The sequence below is a fragment of the Streptomyces sp. B21-083 genome (assembly GCF_036898825.1).
In the GTDB taxonomy this organism is placed as follows: domain Bacteria; phylum Actinomycetota; class Actinomycetes; order Streptomycetales; family Streptomycetaceae; genus Streptomyces.
Genome location: NZ_JARUND010000001.1, coordinates 1,908,743 through 1,923,773, shown reverse-complemented (window position 1 = coordinate 1,923,773; position 15,031 = coordinate 1,908,743). Strand labels below are relative to the sequence as shown.

General features: G+C 71.9%; 13 protein-coding genes. 8 read left to right on the top strand and 5 right to left on the bottom strand.

The features are described from left to right. Positions 1-165: 165 nt before the first annotated feature. Positions 166-1,653, top strand: coding sequence for a cellulose binding domain-containing protein (locus QA861_RS08455; RefSeq protein ID WP_334587590.1), 1,488 nt, complete (start codon positions 166-168; stop codon positions 1,651-1,653). Positions 1,654-1,741: 88 nt separating this feature from the next. Here QA861_RS08455 and gnd read toward each other — a convergent pair whose 3' ends face one another. After that, the gene (gnd, locus tag QA861_RS08450; protein WP_334587589.1) at positions 1,742-3,184 is read right to left on the bottom strand and encodes an NADP-dependent phosphogluconate dehydrogenase; all 1,443 of its coding nucleotides are present in this window, start codon (positions 3,182-3,184) and stop codon (positions 1,742-1,744) included. Positions 3,185-3,513: 329 nt separating this feature from the next. On the opposite strand from gnd, the gene rsgA reads away from it, so the two are divergent. Further along, entirely contained in the window at positions 3,514-4,644 is a 1,131-nt protein-coding gene (gene rsgA, locus QA861_RS08445; RefSeq protein ID WP_334587588.1) for a ribosome small subunit-dependent GTPase A, read from the top strand. Positions 4,645-5,170: 526 nt separating this feature from the next. Beyond that, a complete protein-coding gene (locus QA861_RS08440) occupies positions 5,171-5,695 on the top strand; it encodes a methylated-DNA--[protein]-cysteine S-methyltransferase (protein WP_334587587.1) in 525 nt (174 codons plus the stop codon). Between the two features lie 12 nt (positions 5,696-5,707). On the opposite strand, the gene QA861_RS08435 is transcribed toward QA861_RS08440, so the two are convergent. Further along, positions 5,708-6,079 carry a PPOX class F420-dependent oxidoreductase gene (locus tag QA861_RS08435; protein ID WP_334587586.1) on the bottom strand — a complete coding sequence of 124 codons (372 nt, stop codon included), beginning with the start codon at positions 6,077-6,079 and terminating at the stop codon, positions 5,708-5,710. A gap of 129 nt (positions 6,080-6,208) precedes the next feature. On the opposite strand from QA861_RS08435, the gene QA861_RS08430 reads away from it, so the two are divergent. Continuing rightward, a complete protein-coding gene (locus QA861_RS08430; protein ID WP_334587585.1) occupies positions 6,209-7,492 on the top strand; it encodes an SGNH/GDSL hydrolase family protein in 1,284 nt (427 codons plus the stop codon). Between the two features lie 101 nt (positions 7,493-7,593). Here QA861_RS08430 and QA861_RS08425 read toward each other — a convergent pair whose 3' ends face one another. Next, a complete protein-coding gene (locus tag QA861_RS08425) occupies positions 7,594-8,076 on the bottom strand; it encodes a DUF456 domain-containing protein (protein ID WP_334587584.1) in 483 nt (160 codons plus the stop codon). 291 nt (positions 8,077-8,367) lie between these two features. Here QA861_RS08425 and QA861_RS08420 point away from each other — a divergent pair, with 291 nt between their 5' ends. Further along, a complete protein-coding gene (locus QA861_RS08420) occupies positions 8,368-10,104 on the top strand; it encodes a protein phosphatase 2C domain-containing protein (RefSeq protein WP_334587583.1) in 1,737 nt (578 codons plus the stop codon). 33 nt (positions 10,105-10,137) lie between these two features. On the opposite strand, the gene QA861_RS08415 is transcribed toward QA861_RS08420, so the two are convergent. Then, positions 10,138-11,397 (bottom strand): helix-turn-helix domain-containing protein, encoded by a 1,260-nt coding sequence (locus QA861_RS08415; protein ID WP_334587582.1) that lies wholly within the window; start codon positions 11,395-11,397, stop codon positions 10,138-10,140. A 257-nt stretch (positions 11,398-11,654) separates the two neighbouring features. Here QA861_RS08415 and QA861_RS08410 point away from each other — a divergent pair, with 257 nt between their 5' ends. From QA861_RS08410 to QA861_RS08400, 3 genes are all read left to right on the top strand, one after another. Continuing rightward, positions 11,655-12,350: a hypothetical protein gene (locus QA861_RS08410; RefSeq protein ID WP_334587581.1), complete on the top strand. Its 696-nt coding sequence runs from the start codon at positions 11,655-11,657 to the stop codon at positions 12,348-12,350. Positions 12,351-12,456: 106 nt separating this feature from the next. After that, the gene (locus tag QA861_RS08405; protein ID WP_334587580.1) at positions 12,457-12,972 is read left to right on the top strand and encodes a hypothetical protein; all 516 of its coding nucleotides are present in this window, start codon (positions 12,457-12,459) and stop codon (positions 12,970-12,972) included. A gap of 421 nt (positions 12,973-13,393) precedes the next feature. Continuing rightward, positions 13,394-13,792, top strand: a complete 399-nt coding sequence (locus QA861_RS08400) for an ATP-binding protein (protein WP_334590492.1) — start codon at positions 13,394-13,396, stop codon at positions 13,790-13,792. Between the two features lie 64 nt (positions 13,793-13,856). Here QA861_RS08400 and QA861_RS08395 read toward each other — a convergent pair whose 3' ends face one another. Then, positions 13,857-14,903 carry a DUF2637 domain-containing protein gene (locus tag QA861_RS08395; protein ID WP_334587579.1) on the bottom strand — a complete coding sequence of 349 codons (1,047 nt, stop codon included), beginning with the start codon at positions 14,901-14,903 and terminating at the stop codon, positions 13,857-13,859. Positions 14,904-15,031: the final 128 nt, after the last annotated feature.

Below are 15,031 nucleotides of genomic sequence, written 5' to 3'. Positions count from 1 at the left end.
GCCGACATGTGAATACGTCGCTTGTCAGTTGTGCGGGATACGTGAAAAGCTCGGGGCTCCGTTCTGGGAAACGTTCCCCAACTCCCCTGTTCCCAGGGTCAGTTGACGTTCGATCTTGACCTTGACGTTGGCGTGTGCAAGCCGTTGATGCTGGAGTCCCCCCATATGCCAGATCTGCCGACCCCTCAGGACGCCGCCGAAGCAGCGCTGTTCTCCGAGTGCTGGGACGCGGTCCTCTCGTACGCCGACCTGTGCACGTCCGGCGCGTCCGCCGGCACCGAACTGGCCGCCGAGGCGTTCAGGCACGGTATCCACGCGGCCCGGGCCGCCGACTTCGGCGCCCGCAACACCGGACGCCGCATACCCCGCCTGCCCTGGATACCCCTCCTGCTGGCGGCGGTTCGCAGCACTGCCACGTCCTGGGAGGAGACCGGGCACGGCAACCATCTCGACCCCGACCTGCGGCTGTGGCTCAACTCCGACAAGGCCGCCCGGTACGTGGGACCCCCGCTGCGCCGCCCGCTCGCGCTGCGCGCCCTGCGCGACATGCAGGAACCGGACGCCGCCCTGCTCTGGCTCGCCGAGGTGGAGGCGCTGCCGCTGGCCGTCGTGGCCCGCCGGCTCGGCCTCGACCCGGAGAGCGCCGCCGAGGAACTCGCCCAGGTACGCGTCCTGTTCAGGGACCGCTGCCAGCGCAACCTCCTCGACACCCCGATGAGCCCCGACTGCCGCCGCTACGCCCGGCTGCTCGACGCGGTCACCCGCTCGCAGGGCGCCGAGGTCCCCGAGGACCTCTCCCGGCACCTCGCGACCTGCGTGGAGTGCGCCGAGGCCGCCGCCTGCCTCCGGCTGTACGGCGGGATCGGCGGGCTGCCGGCCGCGCTCGCCGGCGGCGTCATCGGCTGGGGCGGGCTCGCCTACCTGGAACGGCGCCGCCGCGCGGCCGAGGCGGGCCTGCTCGGCGGACGCGGCGAGGCCGGCTTCAACACCGGTCTCACCATCGGCGAGTCGCGCCCGCGCATCGGCCGTACGGCGATCCTGGTCGCGGCCGTCATCGTCTCCGCGCTCGCGCTCACGGTCTCGCTGATGCCGTTCGACGGCTCCGGCGACGACGCCGCGCGGGGCGGCGTGACCGACGGCAAGCCCGTGATGGACCCGGCGTCCGTCCTGCCGTCCGGCCTCACCGTCCCGGCGGGTGCCACCCCGTCCGCGCTCCCCCGGAAGTCCGACCCGGCCGCGTCCCCGGCACCGGCCGACAAGCCCGACACGGAGCCCCAGGGCACGGCCACGTCCGCCGCGCGGGGCGAGAGCTCGAAACCGAGTCCCGACGAGAGCGAACCGGCGTCCTGCGAGGCCGAGTACGACCTCGTCAACGAGTGGCCCGACGGTTTCCAGGCCACCATCAGGGTCACCACCGCGAAGGCCGTCGACGGCTGGCGCATCGCCTGGAGCTTCCGCGACGGCCAGCAGGTCGGCCAGATGTGGGACGCGAGCTTCACTCAGGACGGAGCCCGCGTCACGGCCACGGCCGCCGACTACAACAGGTCCGTCGCGGCCGACGGCACGGTCTCCTTCGGCTTCCTCGCCAGCTGGCAGGGCAGCAACAAGGAGCCGTTCGACTTCACCCTGAACGGCAGCCGCTGCACGACCTGAGCCGCTCGCACACGGCCCCGGGCCGGCCACGCCCAGCGGTGACACCGCTGGACGCGGCCGGCCCGTTCGCGGTGCGGGCCGGGCGAGGTCAGATCACCTCGGTCTCGCTCCGGTCCGCCCGCTCCCAGAGCGTGTGGAAGCGGCCCTCACGGTCGGTACGCCGGTAGGTGTGGGCGCCGAAGTAGTCGCGCTGGCCCTGGGTGAGGGCGGCCGGGAGGCGCTCGGTGCGCAGGGTGTCGTAGTACGACAGGGCGGCGGAGAAGGCCGGGACCGGAACGCCGTGCCGGGCGGCCGTGGCGACGACCTCGCGCCAGGGCACCTGGGCGTCGGCGATCTCGCCCGCGAAACCCTCCTCGGTGAGCAGGGTGACCCGGCAGGGATCTGCGGCGTAGGCGGCCCGGACCCGGTCGAGGAAGGCGGCGCGGACGATGCAGCCGCCGCGCCAGATCTTCGCTATCGCGCCGAGGTCGATGTCCCAGCCGTACTCCGCCGACGCGTCCAGGATCATCTTCCAGCCCTGGTCGTAGGCGATGAGCTTCGACGCGTACAGGGCGTGCTCGACCAGGCAGGCGAAGCGCTCCGACTCGTACGCGGTGAGACTCCAGCTGGTGCCCCCGGGCAGCTCGCGATACGCGGCGCGCAGGGCCCGCTGGCCCGAGGCGGCGCGGGCGAAGGTGGCCTGGGCGATGGCGGTGACCGGGGAACCGAGTTCCAGGGCGGTCCGTACGGTCCAGCGGCCGGTGCCCTTCTGCCCGGCGGCGTCGGCCACCACGTCCACGAAGGGTCTGCCCGTGGAGGCGTCCGTGTGAGCGAGCACCTCGGCGGTGATCTCCATCAGATACGAGTCGAGGCGCCCCTTGTTCCACTGGCGGAAGACCTCGGCGATACGCGCCGGCTCGTAGCCGCCGACCTCGCGCAGCAGGTGGTACGCCTCGCCGATCAGCTGCATGTCGGCGTACTCGATGCCGTTGTGCACCATCTTGACGAAGTGCCCGGCCCCGTCCGTGCCGACATGGGTGACACAGGGCTCGCCGTCCACCTTGGCGCTGATCGTCTCGAACATCGGCCCGAGCGCGCTGTACGCCGCCACGGAGCCCCCGGGCATGATGCTCGGCCCGTTCAGCGCGCCCTCCTCGCCGCCCGAGACCCCCACCCCCACGAAGTGGATTCCGAGCCCGCGCAGGGCCAGTTCCCGGCGGCGGGTGTCGGCGAAGTGGGCGTTGCCGCCGTCGATGATCATGTCGCCGGGCTCCAGGAGCGCGGCGAACTCGTCGATCACCGCGTCCGTGGCCGTCCCGGCCTGCACCATGATCATGAGCCGCCGGGGGCGTTCCAGGGCCGCCACGAACTGCTCGGCCGTCTCGGCCGGCACGAAGTCGCCCTCGTGCCCGAAGTCCTCGACCAGCGCCTTGGTCCTGGCGGGGGTCCGATTGTGGAGGGCCACGGTGTAACCGTGCCGGGCGAAGTTCCGGGCCAGATTCCGGCCCATCACCGCAAGGCCGGTGACGCCGATCTGCGCGGTCGCCTTCATGGTGTGCTCCTTCGCTCGGTGCGGTCTCCCAACCGCCACACTGATCAGTTACGGCTGGTGGGGCCCCAGTTGTTCAGCCGGATATCGGGTGGCGTCGAGAGCGGGTGCGCGCCTAGAGTGAGAGGGCTTTCCGGGACGGCCTTCACGAGCCGTTCACGGCCGTCGTCGATCGAGCGAATACGAGGAGGTGTGACCCGATGACTGTCTTTGCGATGGGCGTTGCCCGCATCCAGGAGTTCATCAAGTCCACCTCCGTGGCCACCGGCTGACCTTCCACTTCCTTCGCGCCCAAGTGCGCGTGCCGGGGCCACCCTTGTGAAGGGTCTCCCTTGACTTCGCTCTCGGCTTCATCTGCTTCACCTCGTTCCACCCCGTCATCCGCTTCGTCTCCCGCGCTCGCCGCCTACGGCTGGGACGACGCCTGGGCCGCCGAGTTCGCCCCCTACGCCGCCGAAGGGATGCTCGTGGGGCGGGTGATCCGCGTCGACCGCGGCCGGTGCGACGTCGCCACCGCGGACGGTGTGCTGCGCGCCGACACCGCGTTCGTCACCCCGCACGATCCGCTTCGGGTCGTGTGCACGGGCGACTGGGCCGTGGTCGAACCGGCCGGCGATCCCCGGTACGTCCGTACGTATCTGCCCCGCCGGAGCGCGTTCGTACGGTCCACCTCGTCCAAGCGTTCCGAGGGTCAGATCCTCGCGGCCAACGTCGACCACGCCATCGTCGCCGTGTCACTTGCCGTGGAACTCGACCTCGCCCGCGTCGAACGGTTCCTGGCGCTGGCCTGGGAATCGGGTGCGCAGCCCGTCGTGGTGCTCACCAAGGCGGACCTCGTACCGGACGCGACCACCCTCTCGTATCTCGTCGAGGACGTGGAGGCCACCGCGCCCGGGGTGCCGGTGCTCACCGTCAGCTCCAACAACGGCGACGGCATCGACGTCCTCGCGGCTGTCGTCTCCGACGGTACGGCCGTGCTGCTCGGGCAGTCCGGTGCGGGCAAGTCGACGCTCGCGAACGCGCTGCTCGGCGTGGACGTCATGGAGGTCCAGGCCACCCGTGACGCCGACGGCAAGGGCCGGCACACCACGACCACCCGCAACCTGCTCGCCCTGCCCGGCGGGGGCGTCCTCATCGACACACCGGGGCTGCGCGGCGTCGGCCTGTGGGACGCCGGTACCGGCGTCGGACAGGTCTTCGCCGAGATCGAGGAACTGGCCGCCGGGTGCCGCTTCCTGGACTGCGCCCACACGGCGGAGCCCGGGTGCGCGGTGCTGGACGCGGTCGACTCGGGCGCGCTGGCCGAGCGACGCCTCGACAGCTACCGCAAGCTGCTGCGGGAGAACCAGTACATCGTCGCCAAGACCGACGCGCGACTGCGGGCGGAGATCCGCAAGGACTGGAAGAAGAAGGGGGCGGAGGGCAGGGCGGCGATGGAGGCGAAGCGGGGGCGTCAGCGCTAGGAGTGCGGCGGGGCGGCGGGGACCCGGGGCGCTGCCCCGGGCTCCCGGTCGTGGGTCGGGCTCCCGGCTGTGGGGTGGGCTCCCGGTCGTGGGGTGGGCTCCCGGCTGTGGGGTGGGCTCCCGGTCGTGGGTCGGGCTCCCGGCTGTGGGGTGGGCTCCCGGTCGTGGGGTGGGCTCCCGGCTGTGGGGTGGGCTCCCGGTCGTGGGTCGGGCTCCCGGCTGTGGGGTGGGCTCCCGGCTGTGGGGTGGGCTCCCGGTCGTGGGGTGGGCTCCCCGCCGTGGATCGGGTCCCCGCTGTGGGGTGGGCTCCCCGCCGTGGGTCGGGTCCCCGGCTGTGGGGTGGGCTCCCGGCCGGGCCGCGGGTGTTTGTCCCGCGAGTGCTGGGGTGGACGGGGTTCAGATGTCGGCCGGTGTCGGTGGGGAACGTCGCGTCGGAAAGCCGCCAGCGAGACCTTCCCGCGTACCGCAGACTGGACAGCGTGACCGACCAGAACACCAGGTACGCCGCCGACCGGGAGCCCGCACCATGACGACACCTACGGCCGCTCCCGTGACCACCTACTGGACCTTCCTCGACGGTCCCCTCGGTCAACTCCTTCTGACCGCCGACGAGTCGGGCGCGCTGACCTCGCTCTCCGTGCCCGGGCAGAAGGGCGGACGCGGCGTCCGGAGTGCCGAGGAGGGCTGGCGGCAGGATCCCGGGCCCTTCCGGACGGCGAAGGCACAACTCGCCGCCTACTTCGCCGGTGAACTCACCGAGTTCCGGCTGGAGTCGCGGAGCACCGGGACCGACTTCCGGCAGCGGGTCTGGAGCGCCGTCGACTCGGTGCCGTACGGCAGGACCACGACGTACGGCGAGATCGCCGCGCGGATCGGGGCCCCCAGGGCCGCCGTACGGGCCGTCGGCGGTGCGATCGGCGCCAATCCGCTGCTCGTCGTCCGGCCCTGCCACCGGGTGATCGGCGCGGACCGCTCCCTCACGGGATACGCGGGCGGCCTCGACCGCAAGCGCCAGCTGCTCGGCCTGGAGGGCGTCCCGCTCACCCCGTGACCGTGACGACCCTCAGTCCTCCTCAAGGCCCCAGCTGTGGATGCGCCTCGGGTGGACGCGGATCACCTCGTCGCTGAAGTGCGGGCCCAACTCGTGCGGCCCCGTGAGGAGTTCAGCCTCACCCCGGATGTCGACGCCGCGCACCTTCCAGGGGCGCACGCTCACCACGTCGTCGACGACCAGCGCGACCTTCGGGTTCTTCTCCAGATTGCGCCACTTCTTGGTGCTGCCCATCGAGTATCCGCCGATCAGGATCGTCCCGTCGTCCTGCGGGAAGAAGCCGACGGGGTTCGCCTGCGGCTGGCCCTGTGGGTCGACGGTGGCCAGCCGTCCCAGACGCTGGGTCCGCAGATAGGCACGCTCGGCCGCGCTGAATTCGGTCATACGGGAAGCCAAACACGGCCGTCCCGGCAGGCGCAGCGGAAACGCGGGTGTATGTGCGAACGTACGTGCGTGCCGCCATGGGTGTGACATCGCGGTGGCACGACCGACCGGCCGGGGAACCATGCGCACATGACCCGCGCGATCATGGTTCGGCACATCCTCGCGGCCCTCGTGACCGCCCTGGCGCTCGCCCCGCCCGCGGCGAGAGCCGACACGGGAAGCACCCCCGTCCCGCCCCCGGTTCCCCCTTCCTCCTTCTCCCCTCCGCCCGTCCTGGAGACGCCTGTTCCCCGTGTCTGGACCGGGACCTGGGAGGCCGCCGCCTCCGGCACCGTCGCGGCCAGACCCGACGCCACCTACCGCAACGTCCTGCACCTCAGCGTCGGCGGCAGCGCCCTGCGTGTCCGTCTCACCAACCGGCTCGGCACCCAGCCCCTTCGCCTCGGCGCCGTCACCGTCGCCCTCCAGGAACCCGGCGAACCGAAGACCCCGGACGCCGTGCCCGGCTCGATGCGTACGGCCACCTTCGCGGGCGCCCCCACGGTGACGATCCCGGCGGGCGAGGACCGGTTCACCGACGCCGTGACGCTCGCGGTACCGGCCGGCGCCAATCTGCTCGTCACGGTCCACACCCCGGGCGACTCCGGTCCTGCGACCTATCACCGTACGGCCAAGCAGACCAACTTCCTTGCCACAAAGGGCAATTGGGCCGCCATGGTGGACGGTGACGGCTACACCAAGACCCTCAGCTCCTGGTACTACGTCACCGGTGTGGACGTCCTCGACGCAGCCGCCGCCGGCAGCGTGGTCGCGCTCGGCGACTCCCTCACCGACGGCGGCGGCACGACCACCGACGCCAACCGCCGCTGGCCCGACCGGCTGGCCGACCGGCTCGCCGCGCTGCCTCCGGCCCGCCGGCTCGGCGTCCTCAACGCGGGAATCTCCGGCAACCGCGTCCTCCTGGACGGCGTAGGCCCGCGCGCCCTGACCCGGTTCGGCGCCGACGTCCTCTCGCGTACCGGCGTGCGCGCGCTGATCGTGTTCGAGGCCATCAACGACATCAACGGCACCCCCGGACAGACCGTCCCGAGCGCGTTCAAGGAGGCCTACAAGTCGCTCGTGACCCGCGCCCACGCCCAGGGCATCCGCGTCATCGGCGCCACCATCACGCCGTACGGCGGTTACGCGCAGTGGAGCGAGGTTCGCGAAGCCGTACGCCGGGACGTGAACACCTTCATCCGCACCGGTGGCATCTTCGACGCGGTCGTCGACTTCGACGCCGTCGTCCGCGACCCGGCGTTCCCGCACCGTATGCGCGCCGCCTACGACTCCGGCGACCACCTCCACTTCAACGACGCCGGTATGCGGGCCATGGCCGACACGATCGACCTGGCCGACCTCAGGAGCCTGTGAGGCGCCGGAGGCCGGTAAGGCGGGTCACGGGCCCGTGCGCGTTGTCAGGCGTCCAGGAGAGGCAGGACGACGGAACGAGGAGGCGAGAGAGATCCGATGGATCAGCCCCAGAGGGTGGCGCCGATCCACGCTCCAGTGATCAGCAGGCAGGTGAAGAGTTCGATGAAGACGCTGGTGCCGCCCGCCCGCATCACCCTCCGTACCGCCGCCACCGCCTCGGCGCGCCGGCCGAGCCGCAGCCGCTCGTGGAGATAGGCGCCGCCCACATAGCCGGGGAACGCGCCGAGCACGGGCAGCAGGAAGAAGCCGAGAAGGGCGCCGGCTCCGGCGTAGACCGCCATTCGGCGGGTGGCGCCGCCCGCACGCAGCCGACGCGGGGGCAGCCGCCAGCGGATCACCTGGGACAGGAACAGGACGACCGTCGCGCCCACCAGCACCCACCAGGAGACCGCCTGTGGATCCTTCATCGCCCACCACAGCACCGCGGCCCACACGAGCCACGACCCCGGCACCCCGGGCACCAGAACTCCGCACAGACCGAACAGCATGACCAGGCCGATCAGCAGGAGATCCCACGCTCCCATCTGACCAGCGTGCCGGAGAACGGGGGAAGTCGCAGGTCAGGGGAAGAGGCCAGGCACAGCGGAACCCAAGGTGGACCGGTCACACTCGGGTCGCGGTGGACCGGCACAGGTCACCCCGGCGTCGCCGGGCGGCTCTCCCGTGGGGGGTGGGGCCGCCCGGGACTTGTTTTCGTACAGGAGTTCGTCACGTCATCCGACACGCCGTCGAACACGCCGTTCACGACGGAACACCCCGCCGGATTTTCCGGATGCCCCGTTTTCAAGCGGCCCATCCGGTGGACAATTGGGGGCATGAGCCAGCAGGGGGAGAGGTCCACCGGTCACGAGGACGACTGGTGGGGGCAGTTGTACGACGACTCCACCGAGGACACCGGGCCCACGGCCGCGGGCGACTCCCTGGACGACCGGTTCGCCTCGGCGTCGGGCACGGTCGACGGCGCGCAGGGCGACGCGGTTCCGGAGCGGGCCGGGGGAGACGCGGTGTTCGGGCGCGAGACCGTGTCGGGGGATGCCCCTCGTGCCTCCGAGGCCTCCGGGGCCTCCGATGAGTGGGACGACCTGGGCGCGGGGGCCCCGCCGCAGCTGCCTCCACTGCCGCCACCGCCGGCGCGGCCCGTGTCCCCTCCGGCGCCCGTGTCCCCTCCGGTCTTTCCGCAACCGCGCGGTGAGGTCCCCTACGGGACACGGGACACGCCTCGGAGCAGCGGTTCCGGGCGGCCCCGCGCCCCCTGGGAGCCGCCGCCCGCCATGCCGCCGGGTCCCGCGAGCTTCCCGCCGGGCCCCAAGCCCGCGGGTTTCCGCGACAAAGGGCAGCCACCCGCGTTCGGTGCCGCGTTCGTGGACGGGGGCGCCGGGCCGACCGGTGAGAGCGCCCAGGTGGCAGACCCCGAGATGAAGCGCGCCGCCTGGACCACCCCGACGGCCGTTCCCCCGCGCGACGCGGTCCCCGGCGATTTTGTCCAGGACGGCTTCCCGGCCGACTCCTCCCCGCTCCGGGCCCCCGTCCTCGGTACCGCCGTCCCTCGGGAGATCTCCGCCCTCACCGTCGACGGGCCTCCGCGCGGCGTCGATCACGTCGGCTCCGGTCCCCCCACCTACGCGCCCGAACCCACCGTCCTCCCGCTCGCCGACCCCGACGACCTGGGAGACCTCGTCGCCGACACCGTGCTCGACGGGGCGCAGTACGGAGCCTGCACGCTCCGGGCGGTCTCCCTGCGCGGCGACTCGGCGCGTTTCCGGGGCGAGCCCCGCCGCGACTCGCTCCTCACCGCCCGTTTCGGATCGGGCGAACACGCGCTCGTCCTCATCGCCATGGCGACCGGCGCCCGTGCCACGCCCGGCGCGCACCGGGCCGCCGCCGAGGCCTGTCAGTGGATCGGGCGCGCGGTGGGGCGCAGCCATGTACGGCTCGCCGAGGATCTCCGTGCCGCCCGGCGCGGTGACCTCAAGTCGGGGCTGCACCGGCTCACCGACCGCAGCCTGGGCAAGCTCCGCGCGAGCGCCGCCGAGCAGGGCATCGAACCCGAGGAGTACACCGCGGGCCTGCGCTGCCTGTTGCTCCCCGCCGATCCCGACTGCCGTACGCGCGTCTTCTTCGGCGTCGGCGCGGGCGGACTGTTCCGGCTCCGGGACGGCGAGTGGCAGGACATCGAACCACGGGTCACCGAGATCCCGGCCGGTGAGCCCGTCGTCGGCTTCGGTTCGCCGCCGCACGAGACCCCGGACGGGGACCGGCTCACCATGGACCTTCAGATCACGACACCTCCGAGCCCGTACGAGCCCGCCCCCGAACCGCCCCGCGAACCCTTCCGTTTCCGTGCCTCCGTCGCCCGTCCCGGGGACGCGCTCCTGCTGTGCACCGGCGGCCTGGCCGATCCGTTGCGCGGCGAGCCCGAGCTGTGCGAGTACCTCACGGGACGGTGGTCCGGCGGCCCCCCGCCCGGCCTCGCCGCGTTCCTCGCGGACACCCAGGTACGGGTCAAGGGTTACGCGGACGACCGTACGGCCGCCGCCGTCTGGGAGACGTGACAGAGCGGGCCGAGCTAGGGGGGAAGGGGCTGCTCAGTCGGTGCGGGGGGTCCACTCGCGCGTCGAGTACCAGTAGCGGGGCAGCCCCTTGATGCCGCTGGTCCTGAACGGGCGTCCGGCGTCGTCGATGCGGACGGTGCCGGTGCGGCCCTGGGAGGACCAGTCGAGTTCCAGGTACCAGCGGCAGTCGCAGGCCACCGTCCGGGCGTTGACCAGCAGGACCTCCGGGTCCTGGGCGGAGACGCGGTAGGGGAAGCGGACCGCCGGGATCGGCGTCCCGACGTCACTCCCGGCCACCGAGCGGGCGACGGGCCTGTCCTTGTCGAGGTCGACGGAGAAGGACCGGGGAGTGATCGAGCCGCCGCAGCCCTGGTCCATGGAGTAGACGGTGCCCTCGGCGGGATCGTCGCGCCCGACCACCCGGACCCGGAGCTCCTCCAGGACCACGGCCGTCGAGGTCCGCCCCTGCACCGAGATCTCGACGTTGGTGTCGCCTCCGTGCACCGCGTGCTGGCTCGCCGCCCAGGGAGCGGCGTCCTGCGCGGCCGGCGGCGGAGGGACCTGCCGCGGTGACTTGGCGATGACGTAGTCGTGGCCGCAACCGAGCGTCCAGGACTGGGAGTTCGCGGTCCAGGTGATCGGCGCGGGAGTGGTTTTGACGGGGGAACGGGACGGGCTCGGGGACGCCTTGGACGGGGATCGGTCCGTGGAAAGTGCCGACAGACCGCCCAGCGTGCCCAGGGTGGCGAGGAGGGTGCCGGCCATGGTCGTGGTGACCGCGATCCGACGTCGGCGGTACCAGGGGCGGCGGGCCGGGGGACGGCCGGCGGCGGAGGAGGACACGTCCGGGACGGCCGGCACCTCGGAGGCGTCCCCCGCAACGGACGTGACCGCTGCGGGGGATGTGCCCGGCTCCGCGAACCTGCCCGGCTCCACGGACGTACGCGGCGACACGGACGTACGCGGCGACACGGACGTACGAGGCTCCACGGACGTACGCGGTTCCGTCGGCGTACCCGGTTCCGCGGGCGTACGTGGCCGTTGCCGTGCCGCCACCGCCAGGATCCACCGGCGGTGCAGTTCCACGCGTTCCTCCGGCGACGCCCCGCACAGCGCGGCGAACCGTTCCACCGGGGCGAAGTCCAGGGGGACCGTGTCGCCGGAGCAGTAGCGGTGCAGGGTGGAGGGGTTCATGGCCAGCCGTCGGGCCAGTGAGCCGTAACTGCGGTCCGTACGCTCCTTCAGCCGCGTCAGCAGCGCCGCGAACTCCGCCACGTCGTCGTACGTCGACACACCCGACCCCGTCCTCTTCTGATCCACGCGTCCCGAAAAGCCATCCCAGGCACTCCATATACCTGCACGTCAGAGGGGATGGGATGGTTCCACCGTCGCGCATCGCGTGTCGCCGGTTGCGGTTGCCCCGGCTGGCGGCCGATGCTGTGGACGTCGCACCGACCGCTGCCGGACCGACCACCCGGCGCGGCGACATCCGACATCACCCAGCAACGCGAACCCATGCACAGTCGTGCATCCAGACACGGGGGACACCCATGCCCATTCGCGATATCCACGCCACCACAGTCACCGACTCCGACTCGACCCACTCCGTCCGATCCACCCGGGCCGCCAGAGTCGGCACGCTCACCGCGCTGTCCGCACTCACCGCCGTCGTCGCGGCCGGCCTCGCCCTCGCGGCCCCGGCCGGTGCGACGGCGAAGGTGAGCGCCCCGGCCTCGCCCAAATTCCTCTCGGCTGCCGAACTGCCGCCGCACCCCAGCTCCGCCTGGACCGCGGACCGGGTCAAGGACGGGGTGCCGGAGGAGCTGAGCTTCTGCCTCGGCGCGGCGCTGCCGGGCTACGACTCCCGCTACCGCGCCTTCCGTACCGACCTGGACGCCAGCGCCCGCCAGCTGACGATCGTCGTCGGCAGCGACGTCAAGGCCAAGGCTCTGGCGACGCGGCTCAACAAGGAGATCCGCTCGTGCCCGACGCGGATCGAGCAGTCCGACCCCGAGGTCGAGGCCGAGCTCAAGGACTACGGCACGCTCTCGGTCGAGGAGGGCGCGCACGTCTACGGCCTGCACACCGAGACCTCCTACGGCGCCACCGACATCCGTCTCCTGTCGGTCGGCCGGGACGGCCACGCCGTCACCGTCGTGGACTGGAGCCAGCTGGGCGACTTCGAGGACGCCCCCGTGCCGGCCTTCAAGAAGACGACGACCACGGCCGTCAAGAAGCTCTACTGACCGGTCGTATCAAGCCAGTTCCACCGATCGACCAGTTGCGCCGACCTACCGGTTCCACTGATCACCGACCGGTCATCCACTGATCATCCACGGGGAGAACACCGACATGAACCGCCGCACCATCGCTCGCAGGCCCGCCCGTCGTGCCGTCGCCCTCGCCCTGGGCGTCGCGGCCGTCACCGCCCTCCCGCTGGGGCTGACCGCCTGGGCCGAGGCGACCCCGGCCAAGGCCGCCGTCTCGGCGCCCCGGACGGTCGTCGGCAGCCCGTCCGACTCCGTGACGCGTATCGCCGACTTCTACGGCGCCTACATCGACGCCCAGAGCGGCCCCGGCGAGGGCGGAAAGCTCGCGGCGGAACTGCGCAAGTACTACATCCACCCCGACTACCTGAAGAAGCTGGTCGCCTGGGAGGAGAAAAACCACGCGGACGGCGTCCTGCGCGCCCAGAACGTCCCCGTCCGCTGGACGGTCACCGACAACGGCACCGCCGACCACACGGAGGCCGGCATCACGCTGACCTGGGGCTCGGGGAGCACCGCCGGCACCACCAAGCTGGTCGTCGACATGACCCGGGACCACCGGATCATCCACATCGGCACGAAGGGCATCGGCGGCAAGTGACCTACGGCCGGATCGGCAGGCCGCACTGGACAGTCCGGCCGATCCGCCGCCCGCACGCGCCCGTCCCCGCCTGGACGGGCGCGTGAACTGTCGCAGCGTCCGCTCCAAACGCCCCTCCAGCAGCGTCCGGCGGGCGCCGTCGACGTCAGGATCCGGCCAGGAACAGTCCAACCAGCCCCGTACATCCAGTCGTTGAGGATTCGACATGACTGCCGTGTTCAGGTCGGGGGCATGGATCCCGTGAACGCGTTCGATCAGGAGGGGACAGTACACCGGCGTCCGGGCGGGGGTCATGAAGAGGCGTGCGCGAGGGGGCGGCCCCGTAACCATCGGGGCCTTCTCGGCGAAAACGGCGGAGGAAACGACCGAGAACGACCACGGCAACGACGACAACGGCAACGCCATCGGCGACGACGATGGCATGCACCGGGGGGAGGCGTCGCACATGAGGCGCAGGCTGGGCTGTTCGGATCTGCGGGAGGTGCCGGAGGCCCGTAGGGCACTGCGCGACCTGTTGCGACACTGGGGGCGGCCCGGCTGCTCGGAGATAGCGGAACTGCTCACCAGCGAGCTGGTCACCAACGCGCTGGTCCACACCGACCGCGACGCGGTACTGACGGCGACCGTCTCGCCGCACGGACTACGCGTAGAGGTACGGGACTTCGTGGGACGCCGGCCGAGGCTGCGCGCACCGGTCGCCGACGACGGTACGCATGGCAGAGGCCTGGTTCTGGTGGAGTCCCTCGCCGACGCGTGGGGAGTCCAGGCGCACGGCGTGGGCAAGGCGGTGTGGTTCGAACTGAACGGGGGCGCGGCCTGAACAGGCCACGCCCCCATGTCGGTTCACGCTCAACCAGCGCTCAACTCGTGCTCAGCGGTTCGGCTCAGCCGTACTGCTGCTCGAGGTCCCGGAGCTTGCGCTCCAGGGAGTCCAGGCGGGGCAGGGCCATCGTGTCGTCCTCCGCCGTCAGGTCGACAGTGATCGAGTCACTGGTGCCGCGAACGGGCTGAAGGGAGTGACGGGCGCGCAGAGGCAGCTGCTCCGCGGTGGATATGGCAGGTTCCGAGGTGACCTGGGCGGGCGCCCGCTCCACCTCGACCTGCTGCCGGCCACCGCCGCCACCGCCGCCGCCGAACGGGCCGCGGTGGCCCCGGCTGATCGCCTTGAGGTGCGCGCGCTCGGCCCGCTCCTGCTCACGACGGCGCATCTTCGCCTGGTCCTTCTGACGCCGGTCCTCGCGCACCTCGTCGACCGCCTCGTCCAGGCTGCGCACACCCTCAAGGAGCATCAGCGACCAGGCCTTGTACGTCTCACGGGGCGCCCGCGCCCAGCGGACCATACGGATCTGCGGCAGCGGACGCGGCACGAGGCCCTGTTCGCGGAGGGCGGCCCGGCGGGTCTGCTTCAGCGCGCGGTCGAAGAGGACCGCGGCGGACAGGGACATGCCGGCGAAGAACTGCGGGGCGCCCGCGTTGTCGAGGCCCCGGGGCGCGTGCACCCAGTTGAACCAGGCGGCGGCGGCGGCGAACATCCACACCAGTATCCGGGAACCGAGGGCCGCGTCACCGTGGCTGGCCTCGCGCACCGCGAGCACGGAGCAGAACATCGCCGCTCCGTCCAGACCGAACGGGACGAGGTACTGCCAGCCGTCGGTGAGGTTCAGGTTCTGCTCGCCGAAGCCGACGAGGCCGCGGAAGGAGAGCGCCGCGGCGACCGCCGCACTGCAGAAGAGGAGGACGTAGGACGCCGTGGCGAAAATGGCTTCCTTGCGCCTGCGGCGCTCTTCGGTGCGCTCCCACGAGTCGTCCTGGCTCGCTTTCGCCCCGGAGGAGCGCTTGCCGCGCGAGAGCACCGCCACCGCCGCCAGCACGCCCAGGAGCAGTACGGCGCCCGGAAGCAGCCAGTTAAGCGATATGTCGGTCAGTCTCATCTGGGGTCCCTTGCATTGGGATAGGGCGTAACGCCCGCCATAGTGGCCCAATCCCCTCAGCCCTCAGGGGGTTTCGGGGCAAGAGGCCGCCTAAGGAGGTGCAAGGGGATGCTCAGGGCGGCATTCTG